21 protein-coding genes are annotated in these 26,680 nt (G+C 67.4%); 12 read left to right on the top strand and 9 right to left on the bottom strand.

Features of this window, described 5'->3' with window-relative positions; translation table 11 throughout:
• Window positions 1-22: 22 nt before the first annotated feature.
• The 3 genes from cysT to WI697_RS22350 form a co-directional block, all read right to left on the bottom strand.
• Window positions 23-862: a sulfate ABC transporter permease subunit CysT gene (cysT, locus tag WI697_RS22360; RefSeq protein ID WP_345959978.1), complete on the bottom strand. Its 840-nt coding sequence runs from the start codon at window positions 860-862 to the stop codon at window positions 23-25.
• Between the two features lie 7 nt (window positions 863-869).
• Window positions 870-1,880 (bottom strand): sulfate ABC transporter substrate-binding protein, encoded by a 1,011-nt coding sequence (locus WI697_RS22355; RefSeq protein WP_062761309.1) that lies wholly within the window; start codon window positions 1,878-1,880, stop codon window positions 870-872.
• Window positions 1,881-2,097: 217 nt separating this feature from the next.
• Entirely contained in the window at window positions 2,098-3,507 is a 1,410-nt protein-coding gene (locus WI697_RS22350) for an FAD/NAD(P)-binding protein (protein ID WP_345959977.1), read from the bottom strand.
• A 180-nt stretch (window positions 3,508-3,687) separates the two neighbouring features.
• Here WI697_RS22350 and ssb point away from each other — a divergent pair, with 180 nt between their 5' ends.
• Window positions 3,688-4,332, top strand: coding sequence for a single-stranded DNA-binding protein (ssb, locus tag WI697_RS22345; RefSeq protein WP_345959976.1), 645 nt, complete (start codon window positions 3,688-3,690; stop codon window positions 4,330-4,332).
• An 84-nt stretch (window positions 4,333-4,416) separates the two neighbouring features.
• On the opposite strand, the gene WI697_RS22340 is transcribed toward ssb, so the two are convergent.
• On the bottom strand, window positions 4,417-5,421 hold the full coding sequence (locus WI697_RS22340) for an aldo/keto reductase (protein ID WP_386000041.1): 1,005 nt from the start codon (window positions 5,419-5,421) through the stop codon (window positions 4,417-4,419).
• 181 nt (window positions 5,422-5,602) lie between these two features.
• Between WI697_RS22340 and WI697_RS22335 the strand changes: the two genes are divergently transcribed.
• The 6 genes from WI697_RS22335 (at window position 5,603) to tgt (ending at window position 12,737) form a co-directional block, all read left to right on the top strand.
• On the top strand, window positions 5,603-6,070 hold the full coding sequence (locus tag WI697_RS22335) for a MarR family winged helix-turn-helix transcriptional regulator (RefSeq protein ID WP_062768687.1): 468 nt from the start codon (window positions 5,603-5,605) through the stop codon (window positions 6,068-6,070).
• 126 nt (window positions 6,071-6,196) lie between these two features.
• Complete coding sequence (locus WI697_RS22330) at window positions 6,197-6,610, top strand: organic hydroperoxide resistance protein (RefSeq protein WP_014745086.1); 414 nt, start codon at window positions 6,197-6,199, stop codon at window positions 6,608-6,610.
• A 260-nt stretch (window positions 6,611-6,870) separates the two neighbouring features.
• Window positions 6,871-9,807 (top strand): DNA gyrase subunit A, encoded by a 2,937-nt coding sequence (gene gyrA, locus WI697_RS22325; RefSeq protein WP_345959975.1) that lies wholly within the window; start codon window positions 6,871-6,873, stop codon window positions 9,805-9,807.
• A gap of 21 nt (window positions 9,808-9,828) precedes the next feature.
• Window positions 9,829-10,368: a pantetheine-phosphate adenylyltransferase gene (gene coaD / locus WI697_RS22320; RefSeq protein WP_014745088.1), complete on the top strand. Its 540-nt coding sequence runs from the start codon at window positions 9,829-9,831 to the stop codon at window positions 10,366-10,368.
• A gap of 126 nt (window positions 10,369-10,494) precedes the next feature.
• Window positions 10,495-11,556, top strand: coding sequence for a tRNA preQ1(34) S-adenosylmethionine ribosyltransferase-isomerase QueA (queA, locus tag WI697_RS22315; protein WP_345959974.1), 1,062 nt, complete (start codon window positions 10,495-10,497; stop codon window positions 11,554-11,556).
• 77 nt (window positions 11,557-11,633) lie between these two features.
• On the top strand, window positions 11,634-12,737 hold the full coding sequence (gene tgt, locus WI697_RS22310) for a tRNA guanosine(34) transglycosylase Tgt (RefSeq protein WP_062768698.1): 1,104 nt from the start codon (window positions 11,634-11,636) through the stop codon (window positions 12,735-12,737).
• 34 nt (window positions 12,738-12,771) lie between these two features.
• Here the strand turns inward: tgt and WI697_RS22305 are convergent, their stop codons facing one another.
• The gene (locus tag WI697_RS22305) at window positions 12,772-14,493 is read right to left on the bottom strand and encodes an AMP-binding protein (protein ID WP_345959972.1); all 1,722 of its coding nucleotides are present in this window, start codon (window positions 14,491-14,493) and stop codon (window positions 12,772-12,774) included.
• 913 nt (window positions 14,494-15,406) lie between these two features.
• Between WI697_RS22305 and WI697_RS22300 the strand changes: the two genes are divergently transcribed.
• The 3 genes from WI697_RS22300 to WI697_RS22290 all read left to right on the top strand — a co-directional run bounded on the left by WI697_RS22300 (window position 15,407) and on the right by WI697_RS22290 (window position 18,533).
• Window positions 15,407-17,092, top strand: coding sequence for a methyl-accepting chemotaxis protein (locus WI697_RS22300; RefSeq protein ID WP_062763445.1), 1,686 nt, complete (start codon window positions 15,407-15,409; stop codon window positions 17,090-17,092).
• Between the two features lie 161 nt (window positions 17,093-17,253).
• Window positions 17,254-17,574, top strand: coding sequence for a hypothetical protein (locus WI697_RS22295; RefSeq protein WP_345959971.1), 321 nt, complete (start codon window positions 17,254-17,256; stop codon window positions 17,572-17,574).
• 323 nt (window positions 17,575-17,897) lie between these two features.
• Window positions 17,898-18,533, top strand: a complete 636-nt coding sequence (locus WI697_RS22290) for a nuclear transport factor 2 family protein (RefSeq protein WP_062763441.1) — start codon at window positions 17,898-17,900, stop codon at window positions 18,531-18,533.
• Between the two features lie 81 nt (window positions 18,534-18,614).
• On the opposite strand, the gene WI697_RS22285 is transcribed toward WI697_RS22290, so the two are convergent.
• Both WI697_RS22285 and WI697_RS22280 read right to left on the bottom strand, forming a co-directional pair.
• Window positions 18,615-20,207, bottom strand: a complete 1,593-nt coding sequence (locus WI697_RS22285; RefSeq protein WP_345959970.1) for an aldehyde dehydrogenase family protein — start codon at window positions 20,205-20,207, stop codon at window positions 18,615-18,617.
• Window positions 20,208-20,279: 72 nt separating this feature from the next.
• On the bottom strand, window positions 20,280-21,071 hold the full coding sequence (locus tag WI697_RS22280) for a hydroxypyruvate isomerase family protein (protein WP_345959969.1): 792 nt from the start codon (window positions 21,069-21,071) through the stop codon (window positions 20,280-20,282).
• Between the two features lie 115 nt (window positions 21,072-21,186).
• On the opposite strand from WI697_RS22280, the gene WI697_RS22275 reads away from it, so the two are divergent.
• Both WI697_RS22275 and WI697_RS22270 read left to right on the top strand, forming a co-directional pair.
• The gene (locus WI697_RS22275; protein WP_296712370.1) at window positions 21,187-21,819 is read left to right on the top strand and encodes a SprT family zinc-dependent metalloprotease; all 633 of its coding nucleotides are present in this window, start codon (window positions 21,187-21,189) and stop codon (window positions 21,817-21,819) included.
• A gap of 408 nt (window positions 21,820-22,227) precedes the next feature.
• Window positions 22,228-23,364, top strand: a complete 1,137-nt coding sequence (locus WI697_RS22270; protein ID WP_041605705.1) for a type III PLP-dependent enzyme — start codon at window positions 22,228-22,230, stop codon at window positions 23,362-23,364.
• 125 nt (window positions 23,365-23,489) lie between these two features.
• Here WI697_RS22270 and WI697_RS22265 read toward each other — a convergent pair whose 3' ends face one another.
• Both WI697_RS22265 and WI697_RS22260 read right to left on the bottom strand, forming a co-directional pair.
• Window positions 23,490-24,191 carry a haloacid dehalogenase type II gene (locus WI697_RS22265; protein ID WP_345959968.1) on the bottom strand — a complete coding sequence of 234 codons (702 nt, stop codon included), beginning with the start codon at window positions 24,189-24,191 and terminating at the stop codon, window positions 23,490-23,492.
• 96 nt (window positions 24,192-24,287) lie between these two features.
• Window positions 24,288-26,426, bottom strand: coding sequence for a lytic transglycosylase domain-containing protein (locus WI697_RS22260; RefSeq protein WP_345959967.1), 2,139 nt, complete (start codon window positions 26,424-26,426; stop codon window positions 24,288-24,290).
• Between the last annotated feature and the right edge of the window lie 254 nt (window positions 26,427-26,680).

Raw genomic sequence — 26,680 nt, 5'->3', positions numbered from 1 at the left:
TCCAGTCCTCATCCTGTCCTTGTCATCCCCGGCCTGAATGGCGGGCGGCCCAGAATTGCAGGATGTTGATCAGCAGCAGCATCACGAAGGCGCAGACCAGGATCATGGTCGCGATCGCCGCGGCGGCCGGATAATCGAACTCTTCCAGCCGGATGAAGGTGAGCAGGGCGGTGATCTCGGTCTGGAAGGGGCGGTTGCCGGCAATGAAGATCACGCCGCCGAACTCGCCCAGGCTGCGGGCGAAGGCGAGGGCGGCACCTGCCAGGAAGGCGGGCAGGATTGCCGGCATGATCACGCGCAGGAAGATCGCCCGATCGGCGGCGCCCAGCGAATGGGCGGCCTCTTCCGCTTCGCGCGACAGGTCTTCCAGAACTGGCTGAACCGTGCGCACCACGAAGGGAATGCTGGTGAAGGCCATGGCGACGGCGATGCCGAGCGGAGTGTATGCGACCTTGATGCCCAGATCCTTGAGCGGCGCGCCGAGCCAGCCGGTCGGGGCGAGCAGATTGGCAAGCGCGATGCCGGCCACGGCGGTGGGCAGGGCGAAGGGCAAATCGACCAGAGCGTCGAGCACCCGGCGGCCGGGGAAGCGGTAGCGCACCAGCACCCAGGCGAGCAGCAGGCCGAAGACGGCATTGAAGACGGTGGCGCCGGCGGCGGCGCCCAGCGTCACCTGATAGGTGGCCACCGCCCGCCGCGAGGTCACGATCGCCCAGAACTCCGCCGGTCCCAGGCTCGCGGATTTGAGCACCAGGGCGAAGATCGGCAGCGCGATGATGATTGCGGTGTAGAACAGCGTGATGCCGAGCGTCAGGCCGAAGCCCGGCAGCACGCCGCGGGACCGCGAGAGAGCGGTGGCCATGGCCGGATCAGCGGCTCTGTGCCGCGAAGAGCTGGTCGAGCTTACCGCCCTCGGCGAAATGCTCGGCCTGGATCTTGTCCCAGCCGCCGAAGACGTCTTCGACGCGAACCAGCTTCAGCTCGGGGAACTGGCCGGCATACTTCGCGGCGATCTCGGGGTCGACCACGCGGTTGTAGCGCTTCGCCGCGATCTCCTGAACCTGCTTGCCGTAGAGGAAGTTCAGATAGCCTTCGGCTGCCTTGCGGCTGCCCCGCTCGTCGACGACTTTGTCGACCACGGCGACCGGGAATTCGGCCACCAGGCTCTGCGACGGCGTCACGACCTCGTAGTCGTCCTCGCCATATTCCTTGCGGATCAGGTTGGTCTCGGCCTCGAAGGTGATCAGCACATCGCCGATGCCGCGCTCGACGAAGGTGGTGGTGGCACCGCGTCCGCCGGTGTCGAACACCGCAACATGGCCGAAGATCTGCGACACGAATTCGTCGGTCTTCGCGACGTCGCCCTTGAAGGCATCCAGACCATAGGCATAGGCGGCCAGATAGGTATAGCGCGCATTGCCCGAGGTCTTGGGGTTCGGGAAGACGATCTCCACCCCGTCGCGGACCAGATCAGACCAGTCCTTGATGTTCTTGGGGTTGCCCTTACGCACCAGGAAAGACGGCATCGAATACCAGGGCGAGGCGTTGTTCGGCAGTTCCGACTGCCAGCCCGGCTGAATCAGGCCGCCATGCTTCACCAGGAAGTCGATGTCGGTGACCTGGTTGAAGGTTACGACATCTGCCTTCAGCCCTTCGAGGATTGCACGGGCCTGGCGCGAGGTGCCGGCATGGGACTGGTTCACCTCGATCGAGCGACCGGTTTCAGCCTTCCAGGCCGGCACGAAGCTCTCGTTGATCTCGGCGAACAGCTCGCGCGCGATGTCGTAAGACGCGTTGAGGAGGGTGTCGTCGGCGGCCCGCGCCGGCGCGCCGGCGGCGAGGCCGAGCGCGAGGGCGGCGGCAAAAGCGAGGCGCTTCATCTGGCAGGCTCCAGAAAGGCGGGGATGGGAAGCTCGCGGGCCGGTGTGCTGCGCAGACTGTGGGGCGTGCCCTCAGGCCGGTCGCCTTCGGACATATTCTCCCCCACGCACGCAGCCCATCCGGGATGTGTGACGAGAATGTGCATCCGCAGCCGTGGATGTCAACAATTAAACACGAACATGATGTTTTATGAGTTATTTCACATTATATTTTAGTTTATTCCATCAGCTCTTCCGCAAGGCTGCGGGCGAGGGCGGCGACCTGGTTGCGGATGTCGGGTACGGCGGTGCTTTCCCAGAACACGCCCTTGGTGAGCGGCCCCAGGGCGGCGAGCCGGCGATTTGCCATGCCGTCGGCCGAGATGACGCGCAGATCCGTGTCGACATCGAGGCCGAGCGCCAGCGCATCGGCCCGGATGGCGCCACGGGCGAACAGGCCGGCCAGCAGGGGCTCGGGCGTGCAGGCGAGGTCGGATCCGGGGCCCGTGCAATCGATGGCGCGGGCGGCCACGATGCGTTCCACCGCCCCGCCGCCCCGCGGGATCAGGTCGAAGGCGACCCGGTCGGGCGTCACATGGCGGGCGCGGATGCGCATGGCCCGGATCAGCAGCTGGCCGCGGGCGCGCGCATCGGCGATGCGGTCCGCGACATCCGGCGCCATGCGATGGCGATGACTGTCCCACCAGGGGCGGAGATGGCGCAGGAAACGGCGCTTCTCTTCGGGAGCCAGCCCCTGCCAGAGCGGCTGTGTCACCGGCCGCAGCCCGTCGATCACCGCCCGCCAGCCGCCGCCATGGCCGCGGGTCGACAGATCGGCTTCTGCCGCCCGCACGGCCTGACGCACGGTCTTCACCAGGGCGCTGAGCCGGTCGGGCGCGGTTTCCGGCGTGAGTGAGGGGATGGGGGCCGGCACCGGGGCATGGGCACGGGGCAGCAGCCCACGGCGAGAGATGGCATGAATGGTGCCGCGATGGCCGCGGTCCAGCAGGCTGATCACGACGTCGACCGCAGTCAGGCCAGTGCCGACCAGGATGACGTCGGCCTCCCGATCCAGCCCGTCGAGGGCGTTCGGCGCCCATGGATCCGGCGCATAGGCGGGGCCGGCCGGCATATCGCAGCCGGGCGGGAAGTTGCCGAGCGCCAGCACGGCAGCATCGACGCGATAGCTGCGACCGCCATCGACCTGCATCGCGAAACCGCCGCCCTCCACGGCGTCGAGCCGCACGGCGGCATCATGGATCAGCTGCAGATTCATGGCCTTGCCCTGGCGCCAGATCCGGTCGCCGATCAGATCCTGAATGTAGGAGCCATAAATCCGCCGCGGCACGAAACTGTCGCGCCCGGCCGGGCCGTCGGGCAGGAAGGCGGTGAGGGTGCTGCGGTTCGCCTCCAGCCACTGGACGAAATGGCCCGGCTGGTCGGGAAAGGCGCTCATATTGCCGGCCCGGACGTTGAGCAGGTGGTGCGGATTGCCGGTGGCATAGGCGACGCCGCGGCCGAACTGGCTGTTCCGCTCGACCAGCAGGATCCTGTCCGTCCGCCGGCAGCGGTCCAGCAGGTGTACGGCAAGCAGGGCCCCGCTGAAACCGGCCCCGATGATCGCAATGGTGGTGCCGCGTTCGCTCATGCGCAGGGTCCCCGGCGGTTGAGATGCAGGCTCAGCCTAGCGCGTGGCGGGCGGTCCAGTCATCAGACACAGAATAGCCGATTGCAGGATGGGACCGGCTGTCGCAGGATGCGGCCAATTCGCGGGCGCCCCCTTGTCGGTGCGGCGCCTCCAACCGTTAGGTCGAGGGAAGACAGAGCCATGGCTGGCAGCGTCAACAAGGTGATCCTGATCGGCAATCTGGGCCGGGACCCGGAGGTGCGCAGCACCCAGGACGGCATGAAGATCGTGAACCTTGCGGTCGCGACCAGCGAGAACTGGCGGGACCGCCAGAGCGGCGAGCGCCGCGAGCGGACCGAGTGGCACCGCGTGGTGATCTTCAACGAGCGCCTGGCCGAAGTGGCGGAAAAGTTCCTGCGCAAGGGCTCGAAGGTCTATGTCGAAGGGGCGCTTCAGACCCGCAAATGGACCGATCAGCAGGGCCAGGAGAAGTACACCACCGAGGTGGTGCTGCAGCGCTTCCGTGGCGAGCTGACCATGCTCGATGGCCGCGGCGAAGGTGGCGGTGGCGCTGAATTCGGCGGCGGCGACGATTTCGGCGGTGGGTCGGGCGGCGGCTTCGGCGGCGGCCAGGGCGGCGGCGGTCGCCGGGGTGGCGGTGGCGGCTATGGCGGTGGTCGTGGCGGCCAGGGTGGCGGCATGGGCGGTGGCCAGGGCGGCGGCGGCTTCGGCGGTGGCTATGACGATTACGGCTCGGATTACGGCGGCGGCTCGTCCGGTGGCGGTCGCGGCGGTGCCGGTGGCGGCGGCGGCTCGAACGATCTGGATGACGAAATTCCGTTCTGAGCTGCGCCAGATCGACAGACCGACATGAAAAACCCGGCTGATGCGACGCGCATCAGCCGGGTTTTTTGCGTTCAGGTGCGGGTATCAGCGGTCGACATACCCCATCTCGCGCTCACCGTAGCGCGGGCCGGCGGTGATGCCCGGCGGCAGGGCTGCGTCGAGGCGGGCGGTCTCTTCTGCCGTGAGCGCCAGGTCCAGGGCCGCCCAGTTGTCTTCCAGATGGCTGCGGCGGCGGGTGCCGGGAATGGGGATCACGTCGTCGCCCCGGCCGAGCAGCCAGGCGAGCGCGACACGGCCCGGGGTGACACCGCGTTCGGTCGCGATCTCGCGCACCGTCGCGGCGGCCGCCATGTTGGCATCGTAATTGGCGCCGATCAGTCGCGGGTCGGTGCGACGGCGATCGCCTTCGGGATAGTCTTCGGCGCGGGTGACGCTACCGGTCAGGAAGCCGCGGCCGAGCGGCGCGAAGGGCACCAGGGCAATGCCCAACCGGCGCAGGGTCGGGATGATCCCGGCTTCGAGGTCGCGTTCCCAAAGCGAGTATTCGCTTTGCAGGGCCGCAACCGGCAGCACCGAATGGGCCCGGGTGATGGTCGCCGCCGAGGCTTCCGACAGGCCGAAATGCAGCACCTTGCCGGCCTTCACCAGATCGGCCACGGTGCCGGCCACCTCCTCGATCGGCACGGCCGGATCCACGCGGTGCTGATAAAGCAGGTCGATATGGTCGGTGCCGAGGCGCGAGAGCGAGCCTTCCACCGCCTGAACGATCCGCTCCGGCCGGCTGTCGACGCCGATGCTGCGGCCGCCCTCGATCTTCCAGCCGAATTTGGTGGCGATCACCACCCGGTCGCGCAGGGGACCGGTGGAGGTCGTTCCGGCCAGGGCGCGTCCGATCAGACTTTCATTGAGGAAGGGCCCATAAACTTCTGCCGTGTCGAGAAAACTGCAGCCGAGATCGATGGCACGGTGGATGGTCGCGATCGATTCGGCGTCATCGGTCGCGCCATAGGACTGGCTCATGCCCATGCAGCCGAGACCGAGGGCGGAAACCATCGGGCCGCTGCTGCCGAGGCGTCTGGTCTGGGTCATTATCCTGGGGTCCTGCGTCTTGTTTGTCGGGCGGATCGGGCCGCCGGCGGCGTTCACGGGCAACAGCATGCGCCTGCGCCCCGGCCTTGACCAGTCTCCGGCGGCCCGATCTCCGACGTTGTGTCACAGCTGTCCGGCGCCCATATTCCGCCCAGGACCAGCCGCCACCGGAGGGCCGCTCATGGCCGACGACATCAATGATCCGCTGCGCCTCGACGCGCAGCTCTGCTTTGCGCTCTATGGCGCCTCGCTGGCCATGACCAAACTCTATCGTCCGGTGCTTGAAGGGCTGGGGCTGACCTATCCGCAATATCTGGCGATGCTGGTGCTGTGGGAGAGCGACGATGTCACCGTCGGTGATCTGGGGCGCAGGCTGGGGCTCGATTCCGGCACGCTCACCCCGCTGTTGAAACGGCTGGAGGCCGCAGGACTGGTGACACGGCGCCGCGACCCGCGCGACGAGCGCCAGGTGCGGGTGGCCCTGACCGAGGCGGGCAGGGCGCTGAAGGCGCGGGCGCGCCATGTGCCGGAGCGGATGTTCTGCGCCATGGGGCTGGAACTCGACGAACTGGGCGATCTCCGCCGGCGCCTGCACGCCCTTCAGGCGCGGCTGAGCGATGCCGCCGCCGAGCCCGACAGCGGCAGCTGAAGGCCGGGCATGGGTGATATGTCACGTTCTTTTGTATTGCGTACAATTAAATTGATGTCAATATAAGGCACGGAACGACGACATGACCGGCACCGGAGAGGGCCGGCCGAGCCAAGGAGACAGGCCATGCAGATCCTCTACACCGCCAATGCCACCGCCACCGGCGGCCGTGACGGCCGCGCCGCCAGCGACGACGGCCATATCGACCTGCCGCTCGCCATGCCGGCCGCCCTTGGCGGTAACGGCAAAGGCACCAACCCGGAACAGCTGTTCGCCGCCGGCTATGCCGCCTGCTTCCTGTCGGCGTTGAAGCTCGTCGCCGGTCAGAAGGGCGTGAAGCTGGGCAATGACGCCCAGGTCGCGGCCGCAGTGTCGATCGGCAAGGACGAAACCAGCTTCGGCCTGGCGGTGACGCTGACCGCCAGCCTGCCCGGCATCGATGCCGCTGCGGCGCACGCGCTGGTCGAAGCCGCGCATCAGGTGTGCCCCTATTCCAAGGCAACCCGCGGCAATGTCGAGGTTGATCTGAAGGTCGCCTGAGGCTTCCGGGACCCCTGCATCCGCCCGGAATGCAGGGGCCGGCCGGCGTGGTTGTTCGGCGGCGCAAAATTGGGTAGCTTCGGGGACGATTTCACGACCGGCCGGTGACGCACGGATCTCCGAGCGGCCCGGCCGATGCGTGTAAGCCTTCGACTGATCGCCCGCCGACGCCGCGCCCCCGCGTTTCGACGGCAGGCGTCGCCCCCTTTTCCGGCGCCGTCCATCGATGGCGGCACCGGTTCAAGTTCCGGGATCGTACCTTGTCCGACACGCCCGTTCCGCCCATCGCTTCCGACATCGCTCCGGTCACGATCGAAGACGAGATGCGGCGCTCGTACCTCGATTACGCGATGAGCGTGATCGTGGCGCGTGCGCTCCCCGACGTCCGCGACGGCCTGAAGCCCGTGCACCGGCGGATTCTGTTCTCGATGCACGAGAGCGGCTACGAGTGGAACAAGCCGTTCCGCAAATCGGCACGCGTGGTCGGCGACGTCATGGGTAAGTATCACCCCCATGGCGACAGCGCGATCTACGACACCATGGTCCGCATGGCGCAGGATTTCTCGATGCGCCTGACGCTGATCGACGGCCAGGGCAATTTCGGCTCAATGGACGGCGATCCCCCGGCGGCCATGCGTTATACCGAGGCCCGCCTGACCAAGGCCGCCAGCACCCTCCTGTCGGATCTCGACAAGGAGACGGTGGACTTCCAGAACAATTACGACGACACGACCCGCGAGCCGACGGTTCTGCCCGCCCGGTTCCCGAACCTGCTCGTCAACGGTGCGGGCGGCATCGCCGTCGGTATGGCGACGAACATCCCGACCCATAATCTGGGCGAGGTGATCGACGCCGCCATCGCGATGGTCAACCGGCCCGAGATCACCGATCTGGAGCTGCTGCGGATCGTGCCCGGCCCGGACTTCCCGACCGGCGGCATCATCGTCGGCCGCGGCGGCAGCCGCGAGGCCCTGCTGACCGGCCGCGGGTCGGTGCTGCTGCGCGGCAAGGTCGAGGTGGAGGAGATCCGCAAGGATCGCATGGCGATCATCGTTCGCGAGATCCCCTATCAGGTCAACAAGGCCCGGATGATCGAGCGCATCGCCGAAGCGGTGCGGGAGCGTAAGATCGAGGGCGTGGCGGATCTGCGCGACGAAAGCGATCGCGACGGCGTCCGCGTGGTGGTGGAACTGAAGCGCGATGCGACGCCCGAGGTGGTCGTCAACCAGCTCTATCGCTTCACCCCGCTGCAGACTTCGTTCGGCGTGAACATGCTGGCGCTGAATGCCGGCAAGCCCGAGATGATGACGCTCCGCGACATGCTTCAGGCCTTCCTGGAGTTCCGCGAAGAGGTCATTACCCGCCGGACGATCTATGAACTGCGCAAGGCGCGCGAGCGGGCCCATGTGTTGATGGGCCTGGGCGTGGCGGTCGTCAATCTCGACCCGGTGGTCGAGCTGATCAAGGCCTCGCCCGACAGCGCCTCTGCCCGCGACGCCCTGATGGACCGCCCCTGGCCAGCCGGCGACATCGCGCCCTATATCGCGCTGGTGGGTGAGCCCGACCGCAGCGTGGTCGACGGCATGTACAGCCTGTCGGAAGCCCAGGCCCGCGCCATTCTGGATCTGCGCCTGCATCGCCTGACCGGGCTGGAGCGCGAGCGCATCGGTGCCGAGCTGCGCGAGATCTGCGACAAGATCCTGGAATATCTCCGCATCCTGAATGATCGCGCCCGCATGCTCGAGGTGCTGCGCGAGGAGCTGATCGAGGTCCGCGACGAATTCGCGACGCCGCGGCGCACCGTGATCGAGGAATCGGAGTTCGACTACAATGTCGAGGATCTGATCGAGCGCGAGGAGATGGTCGTCACGGTCACCCATGGCGGCTATATCAAGCGCGTGCCGCTGTCGACCTATCGCGCCCAGCGCCGCGGCGGCAAGGGCCGGTCTTCGATGGCCGTGCGTGACGAGGATTTCGTCTCGCAGATCTTCGTGCTCAACAGCCATGCGGCCGTGCTGTTCTTCTCCACCGCCGGCCAGGTCTACAAGCTGAAGGTCTGGCAGCTGCCGGCCGGGACGCCGCAGAGCCGCGGCAAGGCCATGGTCAACCTGCTGCCGCTGAAGGAAGGCGAGGTCATCGCCACCCTGATGCCGCTGCCCGATGATCCGGACATGCCCGAGATCGCCGAGGTCGACGAGGCAGCGGCCGACGAGGCGGCGGAAGAGGCGGCCGAGGCGCTGGATGCCATCGCCGACGGCGACGCCTATGTGATGTTCGCAACCGCCAAGGGCAATGTCCGCCGCAACCGCCTGGCCGATTTCGTCAATGTGATGAGCAATGGCAAGATCGCCATCCGGCTTGGCGAGGGCGACCGTCTGGTCGGCGTGCTGCCATGCAATGGCGGTGACGACGTGGTGCTTGCCAGCCGGGCCGGCAAGGCGATCCGCTTCCCCGTGGGGGCCGTGCGGCTGTTCAAGAGCCGCACCTCCGATGGCGTGCGCGGCATCTCTCTGGCCGGCAGCGACGAGGTCGTGTCGATGTCGATCATCCGTCACCGCGAGGTGGACGTCGACACCCGCGACAATTACCTGCGCTTCGCCAATGCCAAGCGCCGCTGGCTGGCGCAGTTGAAGGCGCTGGAGACCGGTACTTCGGCAGTGGTGGACGGCGAAGAGGCGGCACCGGTCGAGACCGGTGACCTGCCCGGGGACGAGGCCGAACTCGCGGCCCGCTACGGGCTCGACCTCGAGACCGCCCTGCGGCTGGAGGCCGAGGAGGAATTCCTGCTGGCCGTCACCACCCGCGGCTATGGCAAGCGCACCTCGGCCTATGAATACCGCACCACCAATCGTGGCGGGTCGGGCATCGTCAACATGACCACCGGAGCGCGTAACGGGCACATCGTGGCCTGTTTCCCGGTGGCGCAGGGCGAACAGATCATGCTGGTGACCGATGGTGGCCAGCTGATCCGGACGCCGGTGGCGGATATCCGTATCGCCGGCCGCGACACCATGGGCGTGATCGTGTTCAAGACCGCCCAGGACGAAAAGGTCGTCTCGGCCGCCCGGCTGAGCGAGACCGCGGAAGAAGATCAGAACGGCGCCGGCGAGGCCAATGGTGATGGCGAGGCCGGTGACGAGGGGGAGCAGGACGCGACGGAGACGACCGATCTTCGCGGAGACGAAGACGAGGCGTAAGCCGGCGCGGGTGGAGACCCAGTGGAGGACCAGGCATTGAGCGGCAAGGGCATCTATCCGGGGACGTTCGACCCGGTGACCAACGGGCATATGGACATCATCCGACGCAGCCTGAGGGTGGTGGACAAGCTCGTGGTGGCCGTGGCGGCCAACCCCGGCAAGGGACCGATGTTTTCGCTGGAAGAGCGGGTGAGCCTTGTGCTCGCCGAGCTCCAGACCCTGCCGCCGGATCAGGCAGCCCGGGTCGAGGTGAAATCCTTCGACACCCTGCTGATGCATTTTGCGGTGGAGCAGGGGGCAGGCGTGATCATGCGTGGCCTGCGCGCCGTTTCGGACTTCGAGTACGAATTCCAGATGGCGGGCATGAATGCCCGGCTGAACACCCAGGTCGAAACCGTCTTCCTGATGGCGTCCGAAAAGGTGCAGTTCATCTCCTCGCGCTTCGTGAAAGAGATCGGGCGGCTGGGGGGCGACATCTCGCAATTCGTCAGCCCGCAGGTGAAGAAGATCCTCGATGTCCGGTTCGAGGAAGAACGAAACGGCCTTCGTCCGCTGGACTGAGTTGCCGCCAGACCCGATGAATATCGCGGGACGGTGTCCGCCAGGGCGGTCACCGTCCCGCGCCGTTCTGAGCCTTCTCAACTTGTTAAGTCCTATCAACCCTTTGCATCGGTTACTTCAGCTTCGATGAAAGTCGACCTGTTCGATTTCGATCTACCGCGGGAGCTGATCGCCCAGCGCCCCGCTGAGCCCCGCGAAAGCGCCCGACTGCTCCGGATCCGGGCGGGCGGGCTTTCGGATCATCGCGTCGCCGATCTGCCGGATCTTCTCCGCCCCGACGACCTGCTGGTGGTCAACGACACGCGGGTGATCCCGTCGCGCCTGTTCGGCCGGCGGGGCGATGCAAGGGTCGAGGTGACCTTGCACAAGGCTGAAGGGCTGGATGTCTGGGCGGCCTTTGCACGCCCGGCCCGCAAGCTCCGCCTGGGCGACCGTTTTGAGGCGGAGGCCGGCGGACGGGTGCTGGGAGCAGAGGTCATCGAGCGGCGTGATGCGGGGGAGGTGGTGCTGCGCTTCGATCTCTCCGGTGGCGAGCTGATCCAGGCGCTGGAAGAGGTCGGCCGCCTGCCGCTGCCACCTTATATCGAGCGGCCGGAAGGCGCCGATGCCCGCGACACCGACGACTATCAGACGATCTTCGCCCGTGACAAAGGAGCGGTCGCCGCCCCGACCGCAGGGCTGCACTTCACCGACCGGCTGCTTGCAGCGCTTGATGCCCGGGGCATCGAGCGACTGGCGTTGACGCTGCATGTCGGTGCCGGCACGTTCCTGCCGGTGAAGGCCGAGGATACGGTCGACCACCATATGCATGCCGAATGGGGCCGGCTGACGGCAGAGACGGCCGACCGCCTGAATGCGGCACGTGCCGCCGGTCGGCGCATCGTTGCCGTCGGCACCACCGCCATGCGCCTGCTGGAGACGGCGGCCGGCGAGGATCGCAGGTTCCGGCCGTTCGAGGGCGAGACCCGGATCTTCATCACCCCCGGCGGGCGACCGATCCGCGGCACCGACGCGTTGATGACCAATTTCCACCTGCCGCGCTCCACCCTGTTCATGCTGGTCTCGGCCTTTGCCGGGCTGAACCGGATGCACGCGGCCTACGCCCATGCCATCGCAGGCGGCTATCGCTTCTTTTCCTATGGCGATGCCTGCCTGATCGACCATTGCCCGGACGACGCCGCATCATGACCACGACCCCGCACGACCAGAGCCCGACCCGCGCCATCGCGGGCGAGGGCGCCGAACCCCGCTTCGGCTATACGCTGATGGCCGAGGACGGCATGGCCCGGCGCGGCCGGATCGTCACGGCCCATGGCGCCATCGACACGCCGGCCTTCATGCCGGTCGGCACGGCCGGGACCGTGAAGGGCCTGACGCCCGAACAGGTGGCGGCGACCGGGGCACAGATCCTGCTGGGCAACACCTATCACCTGATGCTGCGCCCGGGGGCCGAGCGGGTCGACCGCCTGGGCGGGTTGCACCGCTTCATGAACTGGCCCGCGCCGATTCTGACCGATAGTGGCGGGTTTCAGGTCATGTCGCTGGCGGCGCTGCGCAAGCTGGATGATGACGGCGTCACCTTCCGCTCGCATCTGGACGGCAGCAAGATCCGGCTGACGCCGGAGCGGTCGATCGAGATCCAGCGCCTGCTGGATGCCACGATCACCATGTGCTTCGATGAATGCACGCCCTATCCTGCGACCTATGACCAGGCCGCAAGCTCGATGCGGCTGTCGATGCGCTGGGCGGAACGCTGCCGCACGGCCTTTACCGACCGGCCCGGCTACGCCCTGTTCGGCATCGTCCAGGGCGGGGTTCATGGCGATCTGCGCGCCGAAAGCGTGGAACGGCTGACCGAAATCGGCTTCGAGGGCTATGCCGTGGGCGGGCTGGCGGTGGGCGAGGGCTTCGAGCTGATGTGCTCTACCCTCGATGTCACCACGCCGCTGATGCCCCGGGACAAGCCGCGCTATCTGATGGGCGTGGGCCGTCCGCAGGATCTGGTGGCGGCGGTCCGGCGCGGCATCGACATGTTCGACTGCGTGATGCCGACCCGCTCCGGCCGGACCGGCCAGGCTTTCACCCGCCGCGGCCCGGTCAATATCCGCAATGCCCGCCATGCCGACGACCCGCGGCCGCTGGACGATCGCTGTGGCTGCCCGGCCTGCACGCAGTATTCCCGCGCCTATCTGCACCATCTGCACAAGGCGAGCGAGATTCTGGGGGCGGTGCTACTGACCCAGCACAATCTCTGGTATTATCAGGATCTTATGCGCGAGATGCGCGCCGCCATCCCGGAAGGTCGGATGGAGGCCTTTGCGGCGGAATTCGAGGCCGGCCTCGCCGCGGGGGACATTCCGCCGCTCTGATGTCCCCCCGGGCGAAGGTGGCCGGCCCCTCGGGTCAGCCCTTGAGGTCGGGGAAGTCTTCTTCGCGGAACTCGACGCCGCCGCGGCTTTCGGGCGCCTCGCCCGCATTCTCACCGCGGCGGAGTTCGACCCGGCGGATCTTGCCTGAAATCGTCTTGGGCAGGTCCTCGGTGAACTCGATGCGGCGGATGCGCTTGAAGGGCGCCACCCGGCTGCGGACATAGGCCAGAATGTCCCGTGCCGTCTCAGCATCGGGCTCGAAGCCCTTGATCAGGGAGATATAGGCCTTCGGCACGGCCAGGCGGACCGGGTCTGGTGCGGGAACCACGGCCGCCTCGGCGACGGCGTCGTGTTCGATCAGCACGCTCTCAAGCTCGAAGGGGCTGATCCGGTAGTCCGACGCCTTGAAGACGTCGTCGGCGCGCCCGACGAAGGTGAAATAACCGTCATCATCACGGATGGCGACGTCTCCGGTGCGGTAGAATTCGCCCGAGGTGGCGAGCAGGGCCTTGCCCTCGGCGGCTTCGTAGCCGCGCATCAGGCTCGCCGGGCGGCGATCGCCCAAGGCGAGTGCGATCTCGCCCTCCTCGACCTGGTTGCCGTCGGCGTCGAGCAGGGTCGCGACATAACCCGGCAGCGGCCGCCCCATGGAGCCGTTTTTGATCGGCTGGCCGGGCGGGTTGCCGAACTGGGCGCTGGTTTCGGTCTGGCCATAGCCGTCGCGGATGGTCAGGCCCCAGGCCTCCTGAACCTGCTCGATGATCTCGGGGTTCAGCGGCTCGCCCGCGCCACAGACCTCGCGCAGGCTGGTGCGGATCGACTTCAGATCCTGCTGGATGAACATCCGCCAGACGGTCGGCGGGGCGCAGAGAGTGGTCACGCCCCCCCGTGCAATGGCGTCGAGCAGGCTGGCAGCCTCGAAGCGCGGCTGATTGGCGATGAAGATGGTGGCGCCGGCGATCCAGGGGGCGAAGAAGCAGCTCCAGGCATGCTTCGCCCAGCCGGGCGACGAGATGTTCAGATGCACATCGCCGGGCTGCAGCCCCAGCCAGTACATCGTCGAAAGATGGCCGATCGGATAGCTGGCATGGGTGTGGATCACCAGCTTGGGCTTGGCCGTGGTGCCCGAGGTGAAATAGAGCAGCAGTTCATCCTCGGCCCGGGTCTCGCCATCCGGGGTGAAGCCGTGGGCGAAGCGGGGATCTTCATGCGCATCGGCGAAGTCGGTCCAGCCCGGCGCGCTGCCATCGGCGGCGATGCGGGTCAGGCCGCGGGCCCGTTCCAGCGCCTCGAACTTCGAAGCATGCTCGGCGCCGGCAATGATGTGGCGCACACGACCACGCTCCAGCCGGTCGTCAAGATCCTCGGTTGAAAGCAGGGTGGTGGCCGGGATGACCACGGCACCCAGTTTCATGGCCGCCAGCATCGTCTCCCAAAGCGGGACCGTGTTGCCCAGCATCAGCAGAATGCGGTCGCCGCGCGCGACGCCCAGATAGCGGAGATGATTGGCGACCCGATCCGAGCGATCGCGCAGCTCGGCAAAACTCAGCGAGGTCTCGGCGCCGGTCGGCACGTCGACGATCCGAAGCGCCGGACGGTTGCGGCTTTCGGCCTCGGTCGCGAGCACGGCATCGAACCAGTCAAGCGCCCAGTTGAACCGCTCGGGTCGTGGCCAGGAAAATCCGGCACAGGCGCGGTCGTAATCCTTGCGATGGGCCAGCAGAAAGGCGCGGGCCTCGGCATAGTTCATGGTCATGGCGACAGGGTCCTCTCAGGTCGTACCTCCGGCCGCGACCGGTCGCAGCTGCGGTGCGCCGGCCGTTCTCGTCCATCGATCATTGACACAGCACGCCCGGCGTGACCAGACCCGTCGCTGCACGCGCCCGAGGTGCGATGTCGCACGACGTTTGAACCGGATCGCATCGGCATGTGTTTCGCGGCGTTCCACGGCTTGACCGATTGCAGCCTCGCCCCTATGGTTACGCCCGTTCGCAGCCGGGGCGGTCTTCTCCCGGGCAGTCGGTGGCGGCGAACCGCAGATCCTGCGAGCCCGTAGCTCAGCCGGTAGAGCATCTGACTTTCGATTGGGAGCGCCGGCCGGAAACGGCCGGATGAAACAGGCGTCAAAGTCGGGGAACCCGTCCGCGTCGCGGCGACGGCAATCCCGAGCCAAGCCGATCCCTCGGTTCGAGGAATCGGAAGGTGTAGAGGCCAGACGGCGCCCACCTAACTCAAGCGCCCCGTCCGAGGGCGTTCCGACAGGGTGAAGGGATGGTCCGGGCCACAAACGCACCGGTTGCGGTTGCGGCGGCGAAAGCCGTGGTGGTGGAGTAATCAGAGGGTCCTGGGTTCGAGTCCCAGCGGGCTCACCATCTTTGGAAAGCGGCATGCTCTCAGGAGCGTGCCGCTTTCTTCGTTACGGCATACCACCGAAATCATCTTTATCGGAAACATCTTGTCGCCGATGGTGGATATTTTTTCAATCTCATTGAAATAATGAGCTTAGGTTCAGGATCGATCATTCTTGACGAATAGTCGTTTACCATTCATTTACCGGGCATTCTCGATTTATTTACCACATCCATTTTAAGCTGCGTCGGACAGCGGACTGCAGCTGCGGCCGCACCACTCCGATGTGGATGTTGACGATGGATCGAATTCTCGGACGGATGACCATCACGATCAAATCAGCCCTGCTGATCGTGATCATGGCGGTGGTGGCCCTGATTATCGCCGTGTTGAGCTATGACGGGCTGATGGTCAGCGAACGCCACGGCGAGACGATGCGCAATGCCTCGGAACGCGCCACCTATGGCGAACGCGCCAACGGGCTGGTGATGTCGGTGGTGTCCGACAGCCGCGGTATCTATATGTCCGCCGATTCCCAGAAGGCAGAAAAGTTTGCGGTGACGCTGATGGCCGCCCTCGACAAGCTGGGCGAAACCATGGCCGCCTGGGAGCGTGCGGTTCCCGAGGCACAGCGCGCCGATTTTGTGCCTGTGATGGCCAAAGCGCAGGAATTCATCGCGTTCCGCAGCGAACTGGTGCGTCTGGGGCGGACCGAAGGGCCTGCAGCGGCACGTGCCTATGGCGACAACGACGCCAACCGTGCGAACCGCAAGGCGTTCAACGACCAGCTGGAAAAGCTGGCCGTGCAGAACGCGGCGGCCGTTGAGGCCGGGGTCGACGCCATGCGCGATTTCCATGATGGCCGGGTGCTGCTGCTGCTGGGCGTTGCTGCGGCCGGTATTCTGCTCGGCCTGGCCGCGGCTGGTGTGGTCGCGATCGCGGGCATCGGCCGGCCGCTGGGGCGGATCAGCGGCGCCATGGAGACCATTGCGGCCGGCACCGACGATGTGACGGTCCCCGGCACCGATCGCCGGGACGAAGTGGGCGTGATGGCCCGGGCGCTCGAGGTGCTGCGGGGCGCGCAGGCGACGGCGCGGCGGCTTGGCGAAGAGCGTGAACGGGCCCAGGTCGAGCGCCTGAAGCGCGCCGAGGCATTGGAGCGGCGCATCCAGGGCTTCGACCGCGAGGTCGTGGCCATCCTGTCCGAGGTCGACAAGGCGATCCGGCACCTGCAGGAGACCGCCGGCACGATGTCCGGGCTCGCCGATGATCTGCGCGGCCGGGCCGGGTCCTCTGCGGCGGCGGCCGAGGAAACCTCGGCCAATGTCCAGACCGTGGCGGCAGCCGCCGAAGAAATGGCCGGCACGCTGCGGGAAATCTCCAATCAGGTGGTGCGCTCGACCGATGTCGCGGCCAAGGCCAGTGCACAGGCGGAAGGGGCGGATCAGACCATCCAGAGCCTGGCCGAGGCTGCAGGACGGATCGGCGACATCGTTCGGCTGATCGAGGATATCGCCGGCCAGACCAATCTTCTGGCGCTGAATGCCACCATCGAGGCCGCGCGTGCAGGCGATGCCGGCAAGGGCTTCGCCGTGGTTGCGGGCGAGGTGAAGAGCCTGGCCGGCCAGACCGGCAAGGCCACGGCCGATATCGCCGCCCAGATCTCGGCCATTCAGGCGGCGACCGAGCGCTCGGTGGAGGCCTTCCGGGCGATCGGTGGCACGATCGACAACATCAACGAAATCTCCACCACCATCGCCAGTGCCGTGGAAGAGCAGACAGCCGCCACCGGCGAGATCGCCCGGAACGTTCAGCAGGCCGCCGTGGGTTCTCAGGAGGTGTCGACCACGGTTTCTCAGGTCAATCGTGCGGCCGACGATACCGGTTCTGCCGCCCGCAGCCTGGCCCAGGCGACCGATCTGCTGTCGGCGCAGGCGGGGCGACTGCGGCACGACATCGATGCCTTCCTCACCGACATGCGCAATCAGAGCCTGTCTGCGGCATGACATGAGGATATCACCACAGCTCTCTGATATATCTGTGCTATGAGATGAGCAGGGCGTCGCGGATCAGGCGGCGCCCTGTTTGCGTGTTCCTGTAACCCGTCTCCTGTCAATGAAGGGGGTGTGCGGACGTCATGGGCTTGCCGTTTCCGCTCCGTCCGGCTGTGACCGCCGGGCTTCTGGGCGCCGTGCTGTTGACCGGCTGCCTGCAGTTTCCGGCCGAGCGCGACATGCGGTCGGACATCATCGTCAAGGATGACCGGCACTTCGTGTTCGAAGCGACGGCCTTCGATCGCGGGCGCTATGCCAAAGACAGCGACCAGGGGGAGGCGACACGAACCGGACTCCTGATCGGAGAACTCGACCGTAAGCGCCTGTGCCCGAACGGTTATCGTATCGTGAAGCGCGAGGAACGGGTGATCGGCAATGCACCGGCATCCCAGGGCCGGGAATGGCTGCTGCAGTATATCGGGGAGTGCCGCTGAGCCCGGCGGATGCCGGCCTCAAGCCACGGTAGGTCCGGTAGGGCAGGGGGGCCCGGACAGCGTGTGACCGGGGGTCACACAGGGGCCGATATCGATGGCAGATCAAGGGTATGGCCGGGATGGCCGGCATGGCGCCCCCTGTGAATCAGGGCTTGGCGAAGCGGTCGGACCGTGCCATTGTGTCCCTCGACACCGGCGGCGGATACATGCCGTCGACCGGGCTGGCACCGATGCCGCGGCAGTGATTGATGCGGCGGGCGGTGCCCGCGTTTCGACCTGCTCGTGAAGTTTCCGACCTGCTCGTGAAGCCGGAGTTCGCCTCGATGACCGTGAAGTCCCCGATCCGTGCCGGGCTGTTCGCCGTGACGATCGTCGCGCTGGGTGCCGCCCTTCCGCTCGCACCTGCCGCCCAGGCGGCCGCCGCGAAGGCCAAGCCCGTCCAGACCGCGGCCCTCGCCCCCGAACCGCGCCCGACCGCCAAGCCGACCCCGCCGGCCGGCAGCACGGTGGTGGCTGCGGTGTCGCCGTCCGTTGTCGCGGGCGCTGCGGCCTATGATCCGAACAAGGTGAAGTCCGAGATCGACGCGGCCCTGGCCAGCTGGGCCTGGTCGCTGAACAGCGGCCAGCAGGGCGTCGTGGTCACCAACATGTATGGCCCCGATGCCATCATGATGAGCGACGATCAGAGCCAGGTGATGTTCAACAATGGCGGTATCGTGCGCTATTACGGCGCGCTGGTTTCGCACCGCCCTGACCTGAAGGTGACCTTCGGCGACGGCTGGATCACCGTGCTCGGCCCCGATATCGGCACCGCCACCGGCTTTTACACCTTCACCTATACCCAGGGCGGCAAGCAGGTGACGGAACCCGCGCGCTACACCCTGATCTACCGCAAGACCGTGGATGGCTGGCGTATCGTGTCGCACCATTCCTCGCGGCTTCCCCAGGCGCAGAGCTGATCCTTCACGGATCCGGTTCCGGCCGGGCACGAGATGAAGACGGCCCCGCAGGCGACTGCGGGGCCGTCTTCGTTCATGGCGTCAGCGCAGCATCACCGTCCGGCTCTGCTCACGCATGAACTGGGGCAGATACCAGGGGCCGAGGCCGCCCTTGCCGCCGGCGCCTCCGGAGCCTTTCCAGCCGCAGAAGGGCTGGTGCCCGGGCCAGGCACCGGTGGTGGCGCCGCTTGCCCGGTTGACATAAAGCGCGCCCGCCTCCGCCCGGTCGAGGAAGAGGTCGATCTCCGCCTGCCGTCCTGCATAGCAGCCGGCGGTGAGGCCATAGGCGACGCGGTTGCCGTCGGCGATTGCGGCAGCCAGGTCGTCGAAGGGCTGTACGGAGACGAAAGGCAGAAACAGCTCGTCGCTGTTCAGGCGATGGTCGGCGCCGAGGCGGTCGACGATCACCGGTGCCAGATAGCAGCCCCGATCGTAGATCCCGCCGCCGAGGCGCTCGCCGCCCATGATCACCCGGCCGTCGCGCCGGGCCTCGTCGACTGCAGCAGCCTGCCGGGCAGCGGCCCGGTCGTCGATCACGGGGCCCATGAACATCTCGCGCCGGCGTGGATCGCCGAGGGGCAGCGTTGCGGTGCGGGCCGTCAGCCGGTCCAGGAAGTCGTCATAGATCGCGGCCGCGACATAGACCTTGGACAGTGCCGAGCATTTCTGACCCTGAAGGCCGAAGCCCGATCGAGCAACGCCTTCTGCCGCCCGGTCGAGATCGGCCGTCGCGGTCACATAGGCCGGATTCTTGCCGCCCATCTCCACGATCACCGGCCGGGCGAACCGTCCGGCGGCGAAGCGGCGATGGATCTCCATGCCGACGGCATGGCTGCCGGTGAAGGCGATGCCATCAAGTCCCGTATCGGCCACCAGCGCTTCGCCGGTTGCCGCACCACCGGGCAGGAAGGCGAGCACACCCGCCGGCACCCCGGCCTTCAGGAAGGCCTGTACCAGCAGGGCGCCGGTCAGCGCATTGATCTGGCCGGGCTTGTAGACCACCGCGTTGCCGGCCACCAGGGCGGCCGAGATCATGTTGACCGAGAGCGCCACCGGGAAGTTGAACGGCGCGATCACGCCGAAGACGCCATAGGGGCGCAGCAGAGAGCCACAGCTTTCCTCGGGTTTCGCACGGGGCAGCAGGCGCTCGTAGCCGAGGTTCCGCTCCATCTCGGCGGCGTAATAGCGGGCAAGGTCGGCCGCTTCCTCGGCCTCGCCCATCGCTTCCAGCCGTGACTTGCCGACCTCCAGAACCAGCAGCGGGCCCATCCGCCATTTCATCTCGGCCAGAATGTCACCGGCCCGCCGGATGATTGCGGCACGTTCCGGCCAGGGCAGGGCCGCCCAGGCCGGCTGTGCCGCCCGGGCGACGGCGACCGCGCGTGCGACCGTTGCGGCATTCGCCTCCGCCACCTCGGCCAGAAGCATGTCGCGATCGATCGGGCTCCGGATGGCGGTTGTGACCGGCCCGGTTACGGCATGCCCGTCCACCAGGGGCAGGACGGCCTCACGGCCGAGGCCGGCCTCCAGGGCCGGGAAAAGCTGGTCCAGCCGGTCGTGCACCGGGCCGAAATCGGTACCGGTGTTGGAATAGGTGACACGCGGCGGGGCGGTGTCGTCGAAGATGTCGCTCATCTGGTCTGGCGTCTCCCAAGGGTGACGGCCTGGTGCCGTTTCGCATTCTGAGGGGGCGTCGATCGACGGAGATCAGCCGGGCCCGCGGATACCCCAGGGGGTGGCCCAGCCCAGGCCGTCCTCCGTCCGGCCGCGGGGCCGGTATTCAAGCCCCACCCATCCGTCATAGCCGAGTGTGTCGAGCCGGTCGAGAAGATGTGCCGGGGCGATCTCTCCCTGATCGGGCTCTGCACGGTCGGGCACGCCCGCGATCTGGACATGGCCGATCAGCGGCAGCTGGGCGTCCAGGCGCCGGGTCAGGTCACCGCGGGTGATCTGGGTGTGATAGAGGTCGAACTGGACCTTCAGCGCCGGATGGTCGATCTCGCGCACGATGGCGGCCGCCTCGTCCGGGTCGGCCAGAAAATAGCCGGGCATGTCGCGCGGATTGATCGCCTCGATCGTGGCGACGATACCGGCTGCGGCTGCGGTCTCGGCGGCCTCGTGCAGGTTGCGCATATAGCTCGCGCGCGCGTACGCGAGATCGGTGCCGATTTCCGGGATGCCGGCCAGGACATGCAGGCGTCGGGCACCCACGGCAACGGCACGCTCCACGCTTTCGATCAGCGCCCGACGAAAGCGATCCTCCTGCCCGGGCAGGGCCGCACAGCCGCGGCCGCCCGCCGCCCAGTCGTCGACGGCGATGTTGATCAGGGCCGCCTCGAGCCCGGCGGCGTCGAGTGCGGCCCTGAGTGCCGGGGCGGGCATGCGGTCGGCAAACAGCATTTCGATGCCCGAGAAGCCGCAGGCCGCAGCCGCATCGAAGCGTGCCTCCAGCGGGCGATCGGTGAACAGGAAGTCGAGATTGGCGGCAAGGCGGGGCATGGGGCAGGGCGGCTCCGTGGCAACGGCATCGAGGGCGGGAGATATGCGCCGGGGCTTGCCAAGCGGCCCGGCTGGGCCCAGTCTGGCACCCGGCCGCAATCTTCGTCGAGCCCGGATGACGTCGCTTCCCTTTGACCCCGCCCTGCCCGCAGCCGATCCCGTCGACGCCGTCACGGGGCCGGTGCCCAATCACCCGCTGGACCATCGGCTGAAGACGCTGGGCACGGTTGCGGCGCTGGCCACCCGCTGGCGGCTGCTGGGACGGCTGAACGGTGCCGGGAAGGCGGTGCGGGGGCTTGCAGCCTGCCTGGGGGCCGAGGTCACCATCGGCCGCCGGATGCGCACCCGCGCCGGCAGTGCCTGGCCCGGACGGCGGCTGATCATGCTGCACCCCGATCTGCTGAAGCCGGGGCACGAGACCGACCGCGATCAGACCTTTCTCCACGAATGCGCCCATCTGATCGCCGATCTGGAGCATGGCCGGTCCTGTGGCCATGATGCCCGCTGGCGCGCGGTGATGCTGGCGATCGGCGAGGTGCCTGCCACCACGCACCGGATCGACTATCTTTCCGCCTCGGCTCAGGCGCGGGTGATCTGGCGCTGCGTCTCCTGCGGGCGGGAGCACGCCTTCGTCCGCCGGCCGCGCCGGCCCGTCGCCCGCTGTCATTGCCGGGCCTGCGGTCCCGATCGCGGACGGCTGGAGGAGCTGGTGCCTCTGCGCGACGACGGTCCGGCCGCGAAGACATGAGCTTCCGCCACGGGGACTGTCATATTTCTGGGCGCCGCTGAACGGCTGCTGGCGAGGCCTTGGGTTTTGCCCCGAGGGGGGCCAATTCCGCATGCGCCCCCTGGAGGGCCAAAATAGCGCGTTGGGGTCATTTCCGTAGCTTGCATCGGACGTGGGGGCGGGGTCCTGAATCGGCCGTTCAGGGGGCATTCGGGGTCCCGAATTTTTCTGCAGAAAAATCCCATTTTTCTCTTTTCCTGCCCGTGGGTTGCCCGTATAAACCGCCTCCACCGACGTACCCCCCCGAAATGACGGGCCGACATGGCGCCCGTCCGCTACGTGACCAGGGACGACGGCAGCGGAATGGGAACAACCTGAGCGTCCCGGTCCATGCCGGGCCGCCGCCGGTTTGTAGGGGATCAGCCAATGATGACTCCGAAGATCGAGCGCTTTCTCGCCGGCCGACGAGAATACGACAGCAATCCTTGTGTGGTTGTCGATCTCGACGTGATCGCCGAGAAGTATCGGGAGATCAGCGAGCAGATGCCGCTCGTGCGGGTGTTTTACGCCGTGAAGGCGAACCCGGCTCCTGAAATCCTGTCCATGCTGGTCGAGCTCGGCTCGTGCTTCGATACCGCCAGCTTGCAGGAAATCGAGATGGTGCTCGCCGCCGGTGCGAGCCCGGATCGGATTTCCTTCGGGAACACGATCAAGAAGGAACGGGACATCGCCCGCGCCTATCAGCTGGGTGTGCGCCTGTTCGCCTTCGACAGTGCCTGTGAACTGCAGAAGATCGCCCGCTCGGCCCCCGGGTCGAAGGTGTTCTGCCGGATCCTGGTCGATTGCCAGGCTGCCGACTGGCCGCTGTCGAAGAAGTTCGGCTGCGCGCCCGAGATGGCGCTGGAGCTGCTGACCGACGCCGCTTCGGCGGGGCTGGATGCCTATGGCATCTCGTTCCATGTCGGCTCGCAGCAGACCGACCCGGAGCAGTGGGATCGGGCCATCAGCCAGGCGGCGGCGATCTTCCGCGACCTGGGGGAGCGGGGCGTCTCGGCGCGCATGGTCAACCTGGGCGGCGGCCTGCCGGCGCGCTACCAGGACGAGGTGGCCCCGATGGCCGCCTATGCGCTGGCGATCTCGCAGGCGATGACCCGTCATTTCGGCAATCAGCTGCCCGAGATGATCATCGAGCCGGGCCGCGGCCTGGTCGGTGACGCCGGCGTGCTGGAAGCCGAGGTGATCCTGATCGCCGAAAAGAGCTTCGACGACCCGGTGCGCTGGGTCTATCTGGATGTCGGCAAGTTCAATGGTCTGGCCGAGACCATGGACGAGGCGATCAAGTACCGCCTGCGCACCGAACGCGACGGCAGCGAGACCGGCCGGGTGATCCTGGCGGGCCCCACCTGCGACAGCGTCGACGTGCTGTACGAGAAGGCGGGCTACGAGCTGCCGCACGCCCTGCAGGTGGGTGACAAGATCACCTTCCTGTCCTGCGGCGCCTATACGACCACCTATGCCACGACGGGCTTCAACGGCTTCCCGCCGATCCAGGCCTACTATATCTGACCCGTGGACGGTATCTGATCCGTGCAGGGCCACCGGGGTGCCGCGGCACCCCGGTACAGACGCGACAACGCCGGCAGGGGAGGCCCCTGCCGGCGTTTTCGTCGTGCATGGATATATGTGGGCCTTCAGGCCCTGCCAAGCAGTGCCGGCAGCTGCGACAGGCCGCCCAGCACCGTCTTGGGTGCGCCCGGCAGGCCATCGGCCGGCAGGTCGCCGCGGTTGATCCAGACGGCGCTGTAGCCGAAATGGGCGGCACCGGCGATGTCCCAGCCATTGCTGGAGACGAAGGCGATCTCGTGGGGCGCCATGCCCAGCGCCTCGGGGCCGAGGGCATAGACCTCTCGCGCCGGCTTGAAGGCGCCGACGCTTTCCACCGACAGCACCTGAGAGAAATGGCCGGTAAGGCCGGCGGTGGCCAGCACCGCCGACAGCATCACCGGCGTGCCGTTGGACAGGATGCCGAGCGGCATGCCGGCGGCCGAAAGCGCCTCGATCACCGGACGGGTGTCGGGGAAGGGCGGCAGGGCCAGATAGGCTTCCATCAGCTTCGCGCGCAGGACCTTGTCATTCAGCCCGACCGAGGCCATCGCATAGTCCAGCGCCTGGCCGGTGATGGTCCAGAAATCGACATGCTCTCCCATCACCGTGCGCAGCCAGGTGTATTCCAGCTGCTTGCGACGCCAGGTATCGCTGAGCGCGCGCTCCACTGCCGGATCCCCGACGCGGATCAGCCGCGAGCTGACCGGGGCATGGACGTCGAACAGCGTTCCGTAGACGTCGAACAGACAGGCGCGGATGCCTGTCAGCGGTTCAGCCATGGTGGACATGCCGTCTCTTACCCCTCCAACAAATGACGTGCCAGGGATCTGGCGTTCCGGAACCCGGCCGTCAATATGCCGGATAGGCGAAGTCCGATCTGCCCGTCACTCCCGCAGGCGGCTGCGATCGAGCATGGCGGCATCGAAGGTACCGGCGGCCGTGCCGAGAGCCAGCGTCGGCACCAGGCCCGGATCCGGCCGCCCCAGGCGGTGGCGATAGACCGTCAGCGCTTCCATCACCCGCTGCACATAGTTGCGGGTCTCGCCATACGAAATCTTCTCGATCCAATCGATGACGTCGATGGAGGGATCGCGCGGGTCACCGAAGCGGGCGATCCACTCGTCGACCTTGGCGGGGCCGGCGTTATAGGCCGCAACCGCCAGTACCAGATTGCCGTTGAAGCGATCGATCATCTGCCCCAGATAGGCGCGGCCCAGGGTCATGTTGTAGAGCGGGTCGGTCAGTCGCTCGGGCTGATAGGCGACCGCGATCTTGCCGGCGGTGGTACGGGCGGTCCCCGGCATCAGCTGCATCAGCCCGATTGCGCCAGCCGGGCTGACGGCTTCGGGATTGAATTCGCTCTCCTGGCGGGCGATGGCATGGACCAGGGCGAAATCGACCGGATCATCGGGGCGCGGATCGCGGCCGACACCGGGCGTGACGCCGGCATCGTCTCCCACGGCCGGATAGCGCAGTTCCACCGCCAGGCGATCGTCGATTTCAGCAAAGCGCTTGGCGAAGCGCAGCGCCAGATCCGGGCGGCCCAGGGCGCGCACCGCTTCGATATAGGCGTGCTGCTCGTCGGGCTTGGCCAGGCTGTCGGCCAGCGCATAGGCGAAGGTCGACAGCAGCCGGCTGTCGTCGGTGCGGGCGATCAGCGCCACCATCACCGCCAGCGGCCGGCCGGTGATGGCGGCGAAGGCCTCTTCCGGTGCCCGCGCCTCGTTGGGGGCGGCAAAGCTTGCGAGGGTGGTCGGCAGATCGATGCGCTCGGCGGCCAGCTGGCCGTAGAAGGTGGTGCGGTCGCGCGCCGCCTCCATCAGCCAGTCCTGGGCGGCCTGGGCATCGCCCAGCGCGCCCGCGGCGCGCCCGGCCCAATAGGCGGCGCGTGCACGGCTGATCGGCCTGCTGACCCGCTCATACATGGCGGTGAAGTGCCGCAGCGCCGCATCCGGGCGATCGAGGAAGCGGAGCGCGATCCAGCCCGCCAGCCATTCGGCTTCGGAGAAACCCGACGGGTCGGACTGCTCATGCGACGCAACCAGGTCATAGGCTTTGGCGACGTCGCCGCGCTCCAACAGCATCCGGGCCACGATATGGCGCTCGCGCCACCAGTCATCGGGGGCCAGATCGACGGCACCCGCCTTGGTTGCCGCCGTGATCAGGGCCGCGGCATGATCCAGGTCTTCGGCCCGACGTGCCGCGCGCGCCTGAGAGAAGGTCAGGCCCGGATCCGCACGCAGTGCGGGCGGCAGGGCTGCGATCAGCGCATCCGCCTTGCGGCTGCCGGCATTCAGCGCCAGGCGCGCCTCGGCAAGCGCCCGGGCATCGGCGTCGACCAGCGGCATCACCATGCGGGCGGCGCCTTCCTGGCCGCGCCAGAGCATGATGTCCAGCCGCCGGCGGTGATCTGCAGGGCCAAGAAGCCCGGCGGCGGAGACGAGCAGGGCGCTCTGCTGGCGCTGGCTCATCACCATCCGGTCCCAGACCTCCCGGGCGACCTGGCCGGCCTCGGCATCGCGACCCAGCCGCCGCAGCGCATCGATCAGCCGCACCGCCCCTTCTGCGGTGCGCGGCTTGTCGGCGCCGAACCAGCCGACCACCTGCTCGGGCGTCCAGCTGTCGGGCAGCACCGTTTCGGCGCGGGCCATCAGCCGCGAGATCCGGGGCCATTCGGGATGGGCGGCGGCAAAGCGCTCCAGCCGGTCGTAGACGGCCGGAGTGCGGCTGTCCTGAAGCTCTGCCCAGTCGATGTAATCGTCCAGCGGACGCAGGTTCAGCCCCGCGGCAAGGCCGCGTGCATCGTCGTAGCGGCCGTCATCGACCGCCGCAAAGACCGACCGCACCGTCGACATGTCGCGCACGGGCGGGACCAGGGCGATGGTCGCGGCACGTGATGCCGTCGCGGCGGCCGGGGCCGCCACGGGCTGGGCCGACCAGGCGATGGCGGGCGCGGCGAGCGTCAGGGCCAGCGCGGTGCCGGCGACGAGACGACGGAGGGGGCGGAGCTGAGCGGAGGGCATCGGAAAGCTTGTCCTCGTGGCCGGGGCGACGGCCTTGACTGCGGGAGGCGGTATCGCGCGACACCGGGCCGGACCGGCCACGAAACAGTGTATCATGGCCCCCGGGGCGGGCAAGGGCGGGGGCCGGGTGCCGCAGGGCAATCGGGTGAAACTGTGCGTGACAGGACGGAAAAAGTCTGAATCTCTCATTGTCGACGTTGTTGGCTTGGGAGGGATGGATGGAACCGTGTGGGGCCTTGGGCGAAGCGATTGGG

It is taken from the genome of Tistrella mobilis, from assembly GCF_039634785.1.
In the GTDB taxonomy this organism is placed as follows: domain Bacteria; phylum Pseudomonadota; class Alphaproteobacteria; order Tistrellales; family Tistrellaceae; genus Tistrella; species Tistrella mobilis.
The sequence above is the reverse complement of the archived record's forward strand: the minus strand, read 5'-3'. Positions and strand labels throughout refer to the sequence as shown.